Below are 14858 nucleotides of genomic sequence, written 5' to 3'. Positions count from 1 at the left end.
GTCAGTACCACTCGTGGATCAGCAGGAGGCACGTGTGCTTGTCGCGTTCAGTGTTGCTCCGTCCGGTTCGGACGAATCCGGAAGCGTCGCCAAGGCGGTCGCCGAGGCGGTCCGGATCGTGCGGGAGTCCGGCCTGCCCAATGAGACGAACGCGATGTTCACCCTGATCGAGGGGGAGTGGGACGAGGTGATGGACGTGGTCAAGCGCGCGACGGAAGCCGTGCAGGCCAGTGCCTCGCGCGTGTCGCTCGTGCTCAAGGCGGACATCCGGCCCGGCTACTCCGGTCAACTGAGGGCCAAGGTCGAACGCATCGAGGAGCACCTCTCCGACACTCCGTGAGACGCCGTTCGTGGCCCGTGTCCGGCGGGCCGGGAGTGGAGTGTGACGGGAGGCTTAACGCGTCTCCTCGGATGGCCGAAAGCTCTACGCCGTGACGGTGAGTGCACCCGTGCGCCGCCGTTCACTGGGTTAGCGTGTCGGGCGTGGACGCGAGGCAACTGTGGTTGAGGTTCGAGCCCTACCACGACGTCACGTACTTCACGCCCGAATCCCGCGCGGCGACGGACGCGCTGGGTTGCAAGGGCGGCTGGATGGGCTATTTCGGCATGCGCGCCGCACCCCTGGGTGCCGCGTCGCCGGAACTGGTGACGGCGGTCTTCTACAACTTCGCACCGCGCATGGTGTCCCGCGCGCTGCCGGACGCGTGGGCGGTCGCCTCGCCCTCCACGTACCTGCGGGTGCGGCTGGAGGGCGCCGACGGAGCGTTGAGGCGCCTGCTGGGCTCGGTGGACACGGCCGAGATCGCCGAGGCGGCGTCGCTGGCCAGGACGGCGGCACTGGCGGCTCCCATAGCCGGGCGTCCGCTGGCCGCCGCGAACCGCGCGTTGCCGTGGCCCATCGAGCCTCATCTGGCCCTGTGGCACGCCTGCACGATCCTGCGTGAGGCCCGCGGCGACGGCCACGTGGCAGCCCTCGTGGCCGCGGGCGTGGGCCCGTGCCAAGCGCTTGCGCTCTACGCGCGTGAGCATTCCCTCGATCCGGCATACATGCGCACGGCGCGTGGTTGGACTGTCGAAGAATGGGAAGCAGTTGCTGATCTGCCCGGCGACCTTGCCGCAGTAGAGCGTGCGACCGACATGGCCGCTCTCGCACCGTGGGAAGCGCTGGGTGCATTTGGTACAAAGCGGTTCATCGACCTGATGACACCGCTTGCTCTACGCATCGCCTCAGCCAACGAGGCGATGCGCGTCAACCCGATGGCCCTGGACCCGGTCCGGGAACTAGCCGTGCCAGGATGGAACACGTGACAAGGCCTGATCCTCGCAAGACCGCCGCACTGTCCGCCGCCCTTTCCGGCGCCGTAGACCTGGGCGCCCTGAAGGCCCGAGCCGACGCTGCCCGCACCGCCGCTGCCACGCCGCCCCCCGCCGGTGGTGCCCCCGCACCCGACAACGGTTCCGCGCCGTGGATCGTGGACGTCACCGAGGCCTCCTTCCAGGCCGTGGTCGAGCAGTCCCTGCAGGTGCCCGTCGTGGTGCTGCTGGGCGCCTCCTACAGCCCCGAGTCGCAGCAGCTTGCTGCTTCGCTGACCCGGCTCGCCACGGCGTCCGGCGGGGCCTGGATTCTGGCGCGGGTCGACCTGGAGACCGCGCCCCGGATCGGGCAGGCGTTCGGGGTTCAGTCGGTGCCCACGACCGTCGCCGTTGCCGCTGGTCAGCCCATCGACGCCTTTGCCGGGCCGATCGCCGACGCCGAGTTGTCGGAGTGGATCGCCCGGTTGCTGGACGCGCTGCGGGAGCGGTTGCCCGGGATTCGGGCTGGGGAGGCTCGGGCTGGGTCTGTTCCTGCGGCCGAGGAAGAGGTTGTCGAGGATCCTCGGATCGTTGCTGCCGAGGAGGCCTTTGAGCGGGGCGATTATGTTGCTGCTCAGGGGTACTACTCGGAGATTCTTGCCTCTGAGCCTGGGAATGAGCTGGCCAAGGAAGGGCTTGCGCAGGCTCGGTTCGCTGAGCGGGCCGAGGCTGTCGATCCTGCTGTGATCGCCAAGGCTGATGGGGCGCCTGAGGATATCGACGCTCAGCTTGCGGCTGCTGATGCCCAGGTTGCCGGGCAGATGGTTGATGAGGCGTTCTCGCGGTTGGTTGAGACTGTTCGGCGGGTTTATGGGGAGGATCGGGATCGGGTTCGGCAGCATTTGGTTGGGCTGTTCGAGTTGTTCCCGGCCGATGATCCTCGGGTTGCTGCGGCTCGGCGGAAGCTGGCTTCTGCTTTGTACTGACGCGTTTCGCTGGCTGTTGTGGGTGGTTGCGTTGCGGGCGGCCTTGCTGTTGCTTGCTTCCCCTGGGGGCGCTGCCCCCAGACCCCCGGCAATCTGATCAGGGGGTCCACGCCACGGGCGGGTTGATGGCACGCCTGTTGGTTTGGGCGGCTGCGCGTTGCTTTGAGGGTTGCGTTGGCGGTGGGGTCCCATCACGAGCCGAGCCAAGAGCGGGCCACACCTGAGGGGTGAGGTCAAGTCGACGAAAAGCGTGTCGACTTGACCTCACCCCTCAGGTGCAGCAAGAGCTATGGCGCGACTCGTGATGGGACCCCACCGCCTGGCCCGTTCGGTAAGGACGGCTCGCCTCCGGCATCGCGTTTGGGGTGGCTGCTAAGGGCGTCTGCGTTCCAAAAGGACTGTGTCTCGCCACTCGCCGTGGTGCTTCGCGATTCGTTCCCGTAGGCCCACTGTGCGGAACCCCGCTTTGTGGTGCAGGGCGATGCTGGCCCGGTTCTCCGGGAAGATGACCGCCTGCAGGGTCCACATGTCGTCGGCGTCCGCGGCTGAGACCTGGTGGTGCAGCAGGGTTTTGCCCACGCCCCTGCCCTGGGAGGCGTCGGCCACGTAGATCGAGGTCTCGATCACGCCTGCGTAGCACTCGCGGGGCGAGACCGGGGTGGCTGCGGCCCAGCCTGCGATCTTGCCGTCCACCACGGCTATCCAGCGGTGGTCCGGTAGCCACTTGGATTCCAGGGTTCTGCGGGACGGGACTTCTGTTTCGAACGTGGCGTTGCCTGAGGCTATGCCTTCGCCGTAGATGCGGCGGACGTCTGTCCAGTCCGCGGTGGTCATGGTGCGGATGGTGACGCCTGCGACCGGGGTCACCGTGCCTGAGGAGAGGGCGCCCATCACCGCGTCTGCCGCGTGGGGGAGGCCCGTGCAGCAGGCCGGGTTGACCGTGACGAGGGTTGTTGTGCCCTCGCGCTGGATGTGGAGGAAGCCGACCTCTGCCAGTTTGCGGACGTGGTGTGAGCAGGTGGACTGGCTCACGCCCAGCAGGGTGGTCAGTTCGCCGACGGTGACCGGGGTCGAGGACGAGGCCACGTGGTGGAGCAGGCGGACTCGGGTCGGGTCGGAAAGTGTCGCGAACCAGGAGGCGTAGGTCGTGGCTTCGTCGGTCAGCACCTGCTAAGTATCGACGTTGGTCGATGAAAGGGTCAAATCGAATACTTCTTCACGCAGAACGAGAGGCCTCGGAAGAAGCCGTCGCCGAACGCTTCCACGCGGGCGAAGCCGGAGGGGACTGCTTTGCCGTTGACGTCTGCCGCGATGAGGCTGTCGTCTGCCAGGAGTTCTGCCACTGCCTCGTCCAGGTCGCCTGGGGACAGGCGCAGGCCCGCTGCGGCGTTGGGGCGGTTGGTGAGGCCTGCCCACGCTCCGGTCAGGCAGGCGGTGCGCTGGCCTGCGGCGTCGTCGTCGAGCTTGAAGCCCGTCGCGTGCTGGATGGAGAGGGAGAAGCGGGAGGCGATTACGGCGAACGCGGCGAAGTCGCCGATGCCGCCCTTTGAACCCTTCTTCGGGGGTGTGCCGATCTTGACCAACTGCGGGAGGTCGAGCTGGAGTTGGTTGACCGCCGGGCAGTAGGAGGCGGGGGACGTGGTCTGGGCGTCGGCGCAGGATTTGATGCCTGCCTTGTCGAAGGCGGGGAAGGCCGCGCCGCTCGACTTGTAGGCGTCGCGGAGTGACTCCTCCAGCGCCCTGAGGTACTTGTCCTCGTTGACCTGGGCGTTGCCGCGGCCTTGGCCCTGGTCGGTGTCGGAGAGGTCGAACGGGCGCTCGGTGATGCGCTTCGAGATCTCGGCCTCGTTGATCTCGGCGCAGCGGGCGGCGCCTCGGGTGAAGCCGAACTGGAAGGCGGAGACGCGGTCGAACGCGCTGCCGTGGGCGCCCTGCTTCTCGAACGACGTGCCGGCGCTGTCGCGGATGAAGAACATCGTCTGCAGGACCTGGTTGAGGCCCTCGCCGGTGGAGAGTTCGAAGTGCTTCGACTTGTTCTCGGCGACCCAGCGCATGAAGACGCCGGTGTAGCAGTCGGCCTGCTGCTCCTTGACGATCGACGGCGTGTTGGCGCCGATGTTGGAGGCCGGGCCGAGCTTGTACTGGACGGCGTGGCCCATCTCGTGGGCCAGGACGGTGACGACGGCCATCGGGCCGAAGGAGTCCTTGAGCATCGGCAGGAGTTCGCCGCGGTCCCAGGTGATGCTGTCGTCGAGGGCGCAGTAGAACGCGTTCGCGATGCCGGTGGTGTCGAGCCTGCAGACCTCGACGCCCTTGCCGTTGGAGTCGTAGGAGATGAGGCGCTTCACCGGTTCGAACGTCTTGCCCGCGAACGAGGCGGGGAACTCGGCCTTCCAGAACTCCTGCACGTCGGCGAGGGTGTTGATGGCCAGGCGGTCCATGTCGCCGCCGTCGCCGTTCTCCACGCTCAGGTCCGCGTCCGGCACGCCCTTCCTGGGGCCGGACGGGCCGTTGGAGATCTCCAGGCCCGCGACCTTCGTGGGGTCGGGGCGCTCGCCCTTCGGTTCGCCGTCGACCACGGAAGCGCACGCGGTCAAGGTTGCGGTCACGGCCAGCGCGACGGCGATTCGTCCGAATCCCATGAGGTCAGACCCTACTAAGCGGGTCCGGAGGGCCATTCGGCCAGTACCTGCGGCCAAACGTGAAAATTCCTCACCCTCTGGGGTGATTTCAAGACTGCTCGGACTCGATTCCGTTGTACCGCCAATGTTTTGAGGCGCACAGTCCCTACCGCAAGCCTTCGGCGTGGAAGGAGTTTGGCGGTATGGGTAGAACGCGCTGGGCACGGTTCGTCGGGGTGCTCGGTATCGGTGCCGTTGGTGCCGGTGCCCTCCTGTTCGGCATGTCCCAGGGAGCGCTGGCCGCCTCGTTCGCGGTGTCCGGCACCAACTTCAAGGTGTCCGCCGACAACTTGACGGGCCAGGGATTCGTCCAGTTCGGCGGTGTGGACGCGGGTGCGGGCAAGGTGCACGTCGTCGCGGTCAGCGGGTTCAAGACGGCGAGGCTCGACAAGTTCTGCCAGTCGGTGTTCGTGCCCGGCATGCCGATCGTCGGTGACGTGACGATGCGCATCACCGCGGACAGTGTGGGCGGCATGTCCGCCGACAACCTGGTCGTCAACCTCACGGACCTCAACGGCGACCTGGTCCTCGGCAACCCCGAGATCGGCATCGACGCCAACAAGGTGACCAAGGGACCGGCGAACCTCAGGGGTCTGCCGGGCTCGTTCGGTCTGCAGGCCGACACGGCGAACATCACCTCGCTGAAGCAGACCGCCTGGGCCACCACGGCCCAGACCATCAGGTTCAAAGGCATGAACCTGACCATTCGCCAGGGGAAGCAAGAGTGCTTCTGACGATCTGGCGCGGCTTCACCGCGTGGCGACGTGGCCGGCCCTTCTGGGCCGGCCTGTTCGTGGCCGGAGGCGCACTCATCATCCTGTTCCCGCCGTTCGTCGGCGTGAAGCTCGGCGACATGGTCATCTCGATCAGGACGATCGGCGGCGTCTCCGCGTTGCTGATCGGCGCGTTGCTGGCGATCTGCGCGGCCGCGTTGTGGCTGCAGCCCAAGTTCCGGCTGGCGTCCGGCCTCGTCGCGGTGCTGCTGTCACTGGTCGCGCTCGTCGTGACCAACCTCGGCGGTTTCCTGGCCGGCACCATCCTGAGTCTGCTCGGCGGCGCGCTCGCCGTCGCGTGGACGGACGAACCCAGGAAGCCGAAGGAGGCGAAGGGGTCGAAGAAGGCGCGGCGTGAGGACGCGGAACCAGAGCCGGAGCCGGAGACGACCCAGAGGGTTCAACCCACATGATGCGAACACAGCCGCTGGCCGCCGTCGCGATGGTCGCGGTGCTGGCGCTGCAACCGCCGTCGAGCACCGAGCCGCCACCGTCGTCCAGCCCCGGCAGCAGCTCACCGGCCCCGACCAGCACCACGTCGGAACCACCACCCGCATCGAGCACCAGTGCCATCCCACCGCCGGCGTCGTCCTCCGTGCCGACTCCGCCGCCCAGCACGGAGCCCTCGACGCCGCCACCCCCGCCACCGGCCCCTGCCCCGGTGGCGGCGGGAGGGCGGGAGTGGACCCTGACGGCCTCCAGGCTCGACCTGGGCGGCCTCAACTTCGTCGGGGTCGTCGACGCGTTGCTGAACGGGCAGGTCATCAAGGTCCTGAAGTTCACCGCCGCGGACATGAAGATCAAGGACCTGGTGCAGACCGCCGAGATCTCGCCGGGCGTCAAGCTCATCACGGCCGCACGGCCGGGCAGCACGTCCACGGTGTCGCCGGGGCGCATCGAGCTGTACACGGTGCAGCTCAAGGGCAACCTGGACATCCTCGGGATCAAGATCCCGGTGGACTACACGGCGGCACACCCACCGCCGCTGAACGTGCCGTTCGTGACCTTCACCGAGGTCACGGTGCGCAACACGGACCTGATCGGCGGAACGCTGACGATCCCGGGCGCGCGGATCTCCGTGGTGTCCGACCAGGCTCCGGCCGCCAGACGCTGAAGCCCGCACCAGGCCTCGAGCCGGTGCGGGCTTCCGCTTCGTTCAGTAGGTCGCGTTCGTGACCTGCCACTGCACACAGGTGGGACGGGATCCGGTTCGCTGGAACTCCAGCAGCGCGTCTCGCACGTGTTCCACCAGGATCACCGCATCACGCGGGAACTCCGTCTTGTTGTCCTTGTCGACATACAGCGTCGGCGGGTCGTCAACGGGCTCCACGGCTCGCGTGACCCAGAAGCCGAACTGGCCGGTCTCTCCGTCGGGGTCTGGTCCCACGTAGTGCAGCGCCGCGAAGCCCTTGTCGACGTCTAACTTGAACATGCGGTCAGGGATCTCCAGGACGCCGAACCTCGGCAACTCCTGTGCGGCGATCTGGGTGGGATGCGGTTGCGGGTGGTCCATCAGGTAACCCAGCACCCGATCAAGCTCCAACGCAGTACGGACGCACTCGGGCTCGTCAGCGCGGTTTTCGCCGTGGTAGTACCAAATGTCCAGCGTGTAACTCACCGCACGTCCTTTCCGCGAAACACCCGCGAACGTACCGGATCGTGCACGGTCAGCGTCTGACCAGGTCCAAGCACGAAAGGGAGCAACTGAGCACAGGACAGCGCTCCGTTGCAGAGCTCGTTGTTGACGACCAACTCCGCGTGGCTCACCCCAGTCAGCCGCATGCGCCAGCCGACTTTGACCTCGACGTGTTTCGAAGCCTCGAGGCTTGCGCCTGGGCGGCCGATGCCCAGCCGAACCAGGTGATCATTGATGCGGTCATGCTCGCCATCGGGTTCGCGCCCACTTTGGACGACGTCGCTGTGTCCGTCAGGGTCCTGATACATGCCGCTCGTCTGATAAGCGGGCAGTTGCGCTCGCGAGCGCATGACCCACGGTTGCTCACCTGGCGACATCGGCTCTGCCGTAGACGGCGCGGGGGCTGTGTGCCCCGGCTTCCCCACGGACTCGAACGATGCGCGGACCCGGGCAACACCTTCCAGCGCGGTCTTGGCCTCGCTGATCAGTGCCTGCGCACCGTCACTGACTGCGTCGAACGATGCGACGGCGGCATCGGCCTCAGCTTCCTCCGCGGTTCCGCACATCGTCTCCGCGAAGTGGGACCGGCATTCGCCAGCGAGTACGGACGCCTGCATCAGGCTCGCGATCGAGTCTTCGACCTTCCGAACGACCTGGTCCAGAACAGCGGCAACGTCCGCGAACGTGGTCAAGTCCTCAGACGCCGCACTTCTTCGCGCCCTCGAACACACCCTCACGGAACTTAGCCACCCGCTCGAACCCGGGATCCACGGCGTTCGAGCCCTTGGCGTCACGGGCGGCGTAGTCGAACTGCAGCAGCACCGTCACGGCCTCGTCGAAGTCGCCCGGCGAGAGCCCGAACCCGTCCTGCCGCTGGAACACCGCGCCCGTGTACGCGCCGGCCAGGCACAACGCCGCCGCGGAGGCGTCCTCGCCCTCGGTCGGCTTGCCCAGCACGGCCAGTTCGGCCATCGCGTACCTGGTCGCGATCAGCGTGCCCGTCGCGTAGTCGCCGAGTTCCCTGTGCAGCAGCGGTAGCTCGTCCTTGGTGTCGATCTTGATCGTCTTGTCCGCCGGGCAGTACGCGACGGGGCCCTGGTCGCCGGAGCAGTCCGGTTCGGTCTGGGAGGCCTCCGCGCGCGGCGAGGGCCAGGTCTTGCCCGCGGTCGTGGCGAGGTTCTTGAAGAAGCCGTCGAGGTCGGGCGTGACGGCTTCGAGCATGTCGTCGAACGGCAGGTTGCCGGCGTTCGCACGGTCCTTGTCGCTGGTGAACGCGCGCTGCGTGAACTGGCGGTTCTTTACCGACATCGCGCCGCAGAACTTCGTGCCCTGCTCGTAGCCGTCCTGGAAGGCCGCCACGCGGTCGAACGCGCTGCCGTGCGCCTGGTCGTCCTCCGGGGAGGTGCCGACCGGGTCGCGGAACGTGATCAGCGCGCCCAGGGCCTTGTCCAGGGCGTCCGCGTTGATGTCCAGGCGCTGCGACCTGCCGTCCGCCACGTTGCGCACGAACGCGCCCGCGAAGCAGTCGGCCTGGGCCTCGGTCAGGATCGTCGGGTACTTCTCCGGCTCGCGGCGCTCGGCCTCGGGCGTGATGCCCATGCGGTTCTGCACGGCGTGGCCCATCTCGTGCGCGAGGACGACCACCACGGCCGCCTCGCCGAAGCGGTCCTGCAGCACCGGCAGCAGGGACGCGCGGTCCCAGGCGATCGCGTCGGCGGCCGGGCAGTAGAACGCGTTGCCCTCCACGTCCGCGGCCTTCTGCGTGCACGGTGGCGGCTTGGCGGTGGCGTCGGCCGTGTCGACCGAGAAGTAACCGCCGCCCAGCGGCTTCCACGGCTTGTTGAAGGTCGACTGGAAGGACTCGGTCCAGAACTCCTCGATGTCCGTGAGCGCGGTGGCGGCCAGCTTGTCGATCGGGCCGTTGTCCGAGCCGCGCACCTGGACGGTGGCGGTGGACGCTTCCTTCTTCACCACCTTGGCGGCACGCGGGCGCCCCGGGATCTGGGCTGTGCACCCTGCGGCAAGCAGGGCGGTGACGACGATCAGCGCGATGCTCCGGTGCCGCATGGGACCATTGTGCCTGCCGGCCGGCTCCTGGGGCGTCCTAGTCGTCCAAGTCAGGCGCATACAAGGGGCAACGTGCGGCGGACTGATCAGGTTCACCGGCCCACGTGACGGATCAGCCGGTCTCGGCAGCCTGGTCGGGCACGAGCCACAGCACCCCGGACGGCGGCAGCTGCAGGATCGCTGAGTACGGCCGCCCGTGCCACGGCCTGGCCTCGGCCTCGACGCCACCGAGGTTGCCCACGCCCGAACCGCCGTAGTGCGCGGCGTCGGTGTTCACGAGCTCCTTCCAGAGCCCGGGGGACGGCAGGCCGACGCGGTAGTCGTGGTGCGGCGACCCGGAGAAGTTCGCCACGCAGGCGAGCGTCGAGCCGTCCTCACCGATCCGCAGGAACGACAGGACGTTGCCACCCGAGTCGTTCGCGTCGATCCACTGGAACCCCTCCGGCGTGACGTCGTGCGAGAACAACGCCGCGGCCGTCTTGTACACCGAGTTCAGGTCGCGCGTCAGCGCCTGGATGCCCTGGTGCAACGGCTCCTGCTCGACGAGGTGCCAGTCGAGCGACCGCGACTCCGACCACTCCTCCCGCTGCCCGAACTCGCCGCCCATGAACAGCAGCTGCTTGCCCGGATGCGCCCACATGAACGCCAGCAGCGACCGCACCCCGGCGGCCTTGTTCCAGTCGTCGCCCGGCATCCGCTGCCACAGCGAACCCTTGCCGTGCACCACCTCGTCGTGCGAGAGCGGCAGCACGAAGTTCTCGCTCCACGCGTACACCAGCGAGAACGTCATCTCGTTGTGGTGGAACGAGCGGTGCACCGGCTCACGCGACAGGTAGTGCAGCGTGTCGTGCATCCAGCCCATGTTCCACTTGAAGCCGAACCCGAGCCCGCCCAGGTGCGTCGGCCGCGTGACGCCCGGCCACGCCGTCGACTCCTCGGCGATCATGACCACGCCGGGGTGCCGCCGGTACACGGTCGCGTTCAGCTCCTGCAGGAACCGCACCGCGTCGAGGTTCTCCCGGCCACCGAACTCGTTGGGCAGCCACTGGCCCTCGGGCCGCGAGTAGTCGAGGTAGAGCATCGACGCGACGGCGTCCACGCGCAGACCGTCGAGGTGGAACTCCTCGATCCAGTACAGCGCGTTCGCCACCAGGAAGTTGCGGACCTCGTTGCGCCCGAAGTCGAAGACGTACGTTCCCCAGTCGAGCTGCTCGCCACGACGCGGGTCGGCGTGCTCGTACAGCGCCGTGCCGTCGAACTTCGCGAGCGCCCAGGCGTCCTTCGGGAAGTGCGCGGGCACCCAGTCGACCAGCACGCCGATGCCGCGCTGGTGCAGCGTGTCGACGAAGTACCGGAAGTCGTCCGGCGACCCGAACCGCGAGGTCGGCGCGTAGTACGAGGTGACCTGGTAGCCCCACGAACCACCGAACGGGTGCTCGGCCACAGGCAGCATCTCGATGTGCGTGAAACCCATGTCCGCGCAGTAGTCCGCGAGTTCGGTGGCCAGCTCCCGGTAGCCGAGACCGGGCTTCCACGAGCCGAGATGCACCTCGTAGGTCGACATCGGCGCGTTCGCCCAGTGCGTGGCCTCGCGCCGGGCCTCCCACTCCGCGTCGCCCCACTGGTACTCGGACCGCGTGACGACCGAGGCCGTCTGCGGCGGCACCTCCGTCGCGAAAGCCATCGGATCGGCCTTCTCGTGCCAGACGCCGTCCTGGCCGAGGATGCGGAACTTGTACCGCGAGCCCACCACGACGTTCGGCAGGAACACTTCCCACACACCGCTGGAACCCATGGAGCGCAACGGGTTCGCGCGCCCGTCCCAGCCGTCGAAGTCACCGGTCACGCGCACGCCGCGCGCGTTCGGCGCCCACACCGCGAACGAGACACCGGTGACGTCACCGGAAGCCGTTTCGTAGCAACGGACATGAGCGCCGAGCACGTCCCACAGCCGCTCGTGCCGGCCCTCGCCGATGAGGTGCAGGTCCAGCTCGCCCACGGTCGGCAGCCAGCGGTACGGGTCGTCGACCTCGACCGCAGGGCCGCCGTTGTACCTGACCAGCAACCGGTAGTCGCCGGGCAGCTCCGGCAGCTCACCCTCGAACAGCGCGTCGGCGATGCGTGGCAGCTCGACCTGCTTGTCGCCCCAGGCCACCGCGACCGACGTCGCGCCTGGGCGAAGAGTCCGCGCGATCACCTGGTCGCCGACGGAGTGCACACCCAGCACCGAGTGCGGGTCGTGGTGCGCACCTGACAGGAGTCGGTCCAGGTCGGCCTTCACGGCTCAGTTCCCTCCAGAAGTCATCCGGGCGATCGACGACAGCGGAACCGTCAACCACTCCGGCCTGTTGGCGTGCTCGTAAGCGACCTCGTAGACCGCCTTGTCCAGCTCGAAAGCGCGCAGCAGGTGCGCGTGGTCCCGCGGGTCGTCCGCCACCTCGGCGTAGCCGGCGCAGAACGCCGCCCGGTTGCGCTTCGTCCACTCCATCGCACGGTAGGCGAGCTGGTCGTCGTCCGGTTGGCCGATGAGCAGCTGCCTGGCCGCATAGTCGAACGACCTCAGCATCCCCGCCACGTCGCGCAACGGCGACCGCAGCGCGAGGCGGTCCTCGACCTCGGCCGCCGGCTCGCCCTCGAAGTCGATCAGCAGCCAGCCGTGCACGGTCCGCAGCACCTGGCCGAGGTGCAGGTCACCGTGGATGTGCTGGATCGGGATCGCGCCGATGTGGTGGCGCGCCTCCGCGAACGCGGCGCGCAACGGCTCCTCGTGGCGGCCCAGTTCCGGCACCGCTTCCAGCACGACGCCCAGGCGCCGTTGCATGCCCCTGATGGCACGGTCGATCGCGTCCTCGTCGGCGATCCGCGTGCCCAGGGCCGCGGCGAGATCGGCGTGCACCTTCGCGACGGCGTGGCCGAGGCGTTGCGCCTCACCCGCGAAGTCGCCGCCGACCTCGAACGCGTGCAGGTCGGCCTCGGCCATCAGGTCGCGCACCGAGGTCTTGGCCATGTCCCAGCCCTCGACCGCGTCCGGCAGGAACTCCTGCAGCATCGCGAGCGTGATCTGCTGGCCGTTCAGCGTGGCCGAGATCGAGCCCAGGGGCTGCGCGATGTGCTCGCAACCGACGGACCGCAACGCTCGGTGCATCGTCAGGTCGCGGTTCTCGCCGTTCGCGAGCTTGCGGAAGATCTTCAGGATGTACTGCTGGCCGTAGATCAGCGACGTGTTGGACTGCTCGACGCCGATCGGCCGCCCGCGCAGGCCCGGCCGCAGTTCGGTGCCCGGCTCGTGCGCGAACGTGATGCCGTCGACGGTGTACCCGGACACGATCCGGTCGAGCAGCACACCGTTGTGCTCCGGGTCGAGCAGCACGTCCCAGGCGCCGGTGCTCAGGCTCAGCGCGCCCTGGTAGTTCTCGGTCCGTCCTGGCTGTTCGACCTCGAAGACCACATGCACCAGGTCGCCGTCCACGACCGTCGTCCGCAGTGGACGGACGGCCGTGATCGGCCTGTCCTTGCCGCCGAACCACCTGGCGGCCGGGAGCAGATCGGGTAGCGAGGCGGTCAGCTTCTCGACCAGTTCGTGGGGATCGGTCACGGGCGATTCACCTCATTTCACCGTCGTCGCCCGCCTCTACCAGCTGGAACCAGTAGAAACCGTGACCCGGGAGGGTCAACAGGTAAGGGAGTTCCCCGATCGCGGGGAACTTGACACCTCCGGTGAGCTCCATCGGCGCGTAGTCGCGATGCTCGGAGAGGTCCAGCTCGACGGGTTGCGGGAAGCGCGACAGGTTGTTCACGCACAGCACGATGTCCTCGCGGCCGTCCGGGCGCTTCCACTGCCGCTTGTAGGCGAGCACGCTCGGGTTCGAGCCGCCGAGTTCGCTGAAGTCGCCCTCGGCGAACGCGTGGTGCTGCTTGCGCACCTCGATCATGTGCCGCGTCCAGTTGAGCAGCGACGTCGAGCTGTTGAGCTGTGCCTCGACGTTCAGGCCCTGGTAGCCGTAGACCGGGTCCATGATCACCGGCAGGTAGATCCGGCCGGGGTCGCACGACGAGAAGCCCGCGTTGCGGTCCGGGGTCCACTGCATCGGCGTGCGCACGGCGTCGCGGTCCTGCAGCCAGATGTTGTCGCCCATGCCGATCTCGTCGCCGTAGTACAGGACGGGCGAGCCGGGCAGCGACAGCAGCAGCGCGGTGAACAGCTCGTGCTGGTTGCGGTCGTTCTCGAGCAGCGGGGCGAGCCGCCGGCGGATGCCGATGTTCGCCTTCATCCGCGGGTCCTTGGCGTACTCCGAGTACATGTAGTCGCGCTCTTCGTCGCTGACCATCTCGAGCGTGAGCTCGTCGTGGTTGCGCAGGAAGATGCCCCACTGGGCGTTCTCGGGGATCGCCGGCGTCTGCGCCAGGATCTCCGAGATCGGGAACCGCGACTCGCGCCGCACCGCCATGAAGATCCGCGGCATCAGCGGGAAGTGGAACGCCATGTGGCACTCGTCGCCGCCGATCTCCGGGTCACCGAAGTACTCGACCACGTCCGACGGCCACTGGTTCGCCTCGGCGAGCAGCACCCGGCCGGGGAACTCGTCGTCGACGACCTTGCGGCACTTCTTCAGGAACTCGTGCGTGCGCGGCAGGTTCTCGCAGATCGTGCCCTCCTCTTCGAAGAGGTACGGCACGGCGTCGAGGCGGAACCCGTCGATGCCGAGGTCGAGCCAGAACCGCAGGATGTCGAGCATCGCCTCCTGCACTTCCGGGTTCTCGTAGTTGAGGTCCGGCTGGTGGCTGAAGAAGCGGTGCCAGAAGAACTGCCCGCGCACCGGGTCGTACGTCCAGTTCGACGACTCCGTGTCGACGAAGATGATCCGCGCGTCGCTGTAGCGCGAGTCGTCGTCGCTCCACACGTAGTAGTCGCCGTACGGGCCGGTCGGGTCCTGGCGCGACTGCTGGAACCACGGGTGCGCGTCGGAGGTGTGGTTGAGCACGAGGTCGGTGATCACGCGGATCCCGCGCCGGTGCGCCTCCTCCAGCAGGTACACGAAGTCCTCGACGGTGCCGAACTCCGGCAGCACCGACCGGAAGTCGCTGATGTCGTACCCGCCGTCGCGCAGCGGCGAGGCGTAGAACGGCGGCAGCCAGAGGCAGTCGACGCCCAGCCACTCCAGGTAGTCCAGGCGCGAGGCGAGACCGCGGAGGTCGCCGGTGCCGTCGCCGTTGGAGTCGCTGAAGGCGCGGACCAGCACCTCGTAGAAGACAGCGCCCTTGAACCAGCTCGGGTTCGCCGATGCCGGCCTGGCCGACTTGAAGTCCTCAGCCTGAGGTTCGACCAGGAAACCGGCGTCGTCGATGGCCTCTCCGGTGTGCGGTGTTCCTTCCAGCCCGAGCGCAGCGTCGGGACGGGAGTCGTCGGCCATGGTTCCCACCT

General features: G+C 68.0%; 14 protein-coding genes. 6 read left to right on the top strand and 8 right to left on the bottom strand.

Features of this window, described 5'->3' with window-relative positions; genetic code table 11:
* Positions 1-34: 34 nt before the first annotated feature.
* The 3 genes from BLR21_RS24475 to BLR21_RS24465 all read left to right on the top strand — a co-directional run bounded on the left by BLR21_RS24475 (position 35) and on the right by BLR21_RS24465 (position 2279).
* A complete protein-coding gene (locus tag BLR21_RS24475) occupies positions 35-340 on the top strand; it encodes an MTH1187 family thiamine-binding protein (protein ID WP_090008855.1) in 306 nt (101 codons plus the stop codon).
* A 143-nt stretch (positions 341-483) separates the two neighbouring features.
* Positions 484-1308: an SCO6745 family protein gene (locus BLR21_RS24470; protein WP_090008853.1), complete on the top strand. Its 825-nt coding sequence runs from the start codon at positions 484-486 to the stop codon at positions 1306-1308.
* Entirely contained in the window at positions 1305-2279 is a 975-nt protein-coding gene (locus tag BLR21_RS24465; RefSeq protein ID WP_256334910.1) for a tetratricopeptide repeat protein, read from the top strand. Before BLR21_RS24470 ends, BLR21_RS24465 begins: the two co-directional genes overlap by 4 nt.
* Positions 2280-2651: 372 nt before the next feature.
* Here the strand turns inward: BLR21_RS24465 and BLR21_RS24460 are convergent, their stop codons facing one another.
* Together BLR21_RS24460 and BLR21_RS24455 are read right to left on the bottom strand one after the other, a co-directional pair.
* Complete coding sequence (locus tag BLR21_RS24460; RefSeq protein WP_090008639.1) at positions 2652-3446, bottom strand: helix-turn-helix domain-containing GNAT family N-acetyltransferase; 795 nt, start codon at positions 3444-3446, stop codon at positions 2652-2654.
* 32 nt (positions 3447-3478) lie between these two features.
* Positions 3479-4921, bottom strand: coding sequence for a neutral zinc metallopeptidase (locus BLR21_RS24455; RefSeq protein ID WP_256334909.1), 1443 nt, complete (start codon positions 4919-4921; stop codon positions 3479-3481).
* Positions 4922-5103: 182 nt separating this feature from the next.
* Between BLR21_RS24455 and BLR21_RS24450 the strand changes: the two genes are divergently transcribed.
* The 3 genes from BLR21_RS24450 to BLR21_RS24440 are packed head-to-tail and all read left to right on the top strand — an operon-like array spanning position 5104 to position 6847.
* The gene (locus tag BLR21_RS24450) at positions 5104-5694 is read left to right on the top strand and encodes a DUF6230 family protein (protein ID WP_090008636.1); all 591 of its coding nucleotides are present in this window, start codon (positions 5104-5106) and stop codon (positions 5692-5694) included.
* Complete coding sequence (locus BLR21_RS24445; protein WP_090008634.1) at positions 5685-6146, top strand: DUF6114 domain-containing protein; 462 nt, start codon at positions 5685-5687, stop codon at positions 6144-6146. The genes BLR21_RS24450 and BLR21_RS24445 overlap by 10 nt, the downstream gene beginning before the upstream one ends.
* Entirely contained in the window at positions 6143-6847 is a 705-nt protein-coding gene (locus BLR21_RS24440; RefSeq protein WP_143027857.1) for a hypothetical protein, read from the top strand. Before BLR21_RS24445 ends, BLR21_RS24440 begins: the two co-directional genes overlap by 4 nt.
* Before the next feature lie 42 nt (positions 6848-6889).
* On the opposite strand, the gene BLR21_RS24435 is transcribed toward BLR21_RS24440, so the two are convergent.
* From BLR21_RS24435 to treS, 6 genes are all read right to left on the bottom strand, one after another.
* Complete coding sequence (locus BLR21_RS24435) at positions 6890-7351, bottom strand: Imm1 family immunity protein (protein WP_176929771.1); 462 nt, start codon at positions 7349-7351, stop codon at positions 6890-6892.
* On the bottom strand, positions 7348-8061 hold the full coding sequence (locus BLR21_RS24430) for a DddA-like double-stranded DNA deaminase toxin (protein ID WP_090008629.1): 714 nt from the start codon (positions 8059-8061) through the stop codon (positions 7348-7350). The genes BLR21_RS24435 and BLR21_RS24430 overlap by 4 nt, the downstream gene beginning before the upstream one ends.
* 4 nt (positions 8062-8065) lie before the next feature.
* Positions 8066-9436 (bottom strand): neutral zinc metallopeptidase, encoded by a 1371-nt coding sequence (locus BLR21_RS24425; RefSeq protein ID WP_090008627.1) that lies wholly within the window; start codon positions 9434-9436, stop codon positions 8066-8068.
* 112 nt (positions 9437-9548) lie between these two features.
* Entirely contained in the window at positions 9549-11717 is a 2169-nt protein-coding gene (gene glgB, locus BLR21_RS24420; RefSeq protein WP_090008625.1) for a 1,4-alpha-glucan branching protein GlgB, read from the bottom strand.
* Between the two features lie 3 nt (positions 11718-11720).
* On the bottom strand, positions 11721-13031 hold the full coding sequence (locus BLR21_RS24415; RefSeq protein WP_090008623.1) for a maltokinase N-terminal cap-like domain-containing protein: 1311 nt from the start codon (positions 13029-13031) through the stop codon (positions 11721-11723).
* 7 nt (positions 13032-13038) lie between these two features.
* Positions 13039-14847 (bottom strand): maltose alpha-D-glucosyltransferase, encoded by a 1809-nt coding sequence (treS, locus tag BLR21_RS24410; protein ID WP_090008621.1) that lies wholly within the window; start codon positions 14845-14847, stop codon positions 13039-13041.
* Positions 14848-14858 lie beyond the last annotated feature (11 nt).

It is taken from the genome of Lentzea albidocapillata subsp. violacea, from assembly GCF_900100275.1.
GTDB classification, from domain to species: Bacteria; Actinomycetota; Actinomycetes; order Mycobacteriales; family Pseudonocardiaceae; genus Lentzea; species Lentzea violacea.
This window is presented reverse-complemented; position numbering and strand designations above follow the sequence as displayed.

Bases quoted from the DNA above. Each gene is read 5' to 3' on its own strand.
- treS (WP_090008621.1), bottom strand. From the start codon at position 14,847: ATGGCCGACGACTCCCGTCCCGACGCTGCGCTCGGGCTGGAAGGAACA.
- BLR21_RS24425 (WP_090008627.1), bottom strand. From the start codon at position 9,436: ATGCGGCACCGGAGCATCGCGCTGATCGTCGTCACCGCCCTGCTTGCC.
- BLR21_RS24455 (WP_256334909.1), bottom strand. From the start codon at position 4,921: ATGGGATTCGGACGAATCGCCGTCGCGCTGGCCGTGACCGCAACCTTG.
- BLR21_RS24450 (WP_090008636.1), top strand. From the start codon at position 5,104: ATGGGTAGAACGCGCTGGGCACGGTTCGTCGGGGTGCTCGGTATCGGT.
- BLR21_RS24440 (WP_143027857.1), top strand. From the start codon at position 6,143: ATGATGCGAACACAGCCGCTGGCCGCCGTCGCGATGGTCGCGGTGCTG.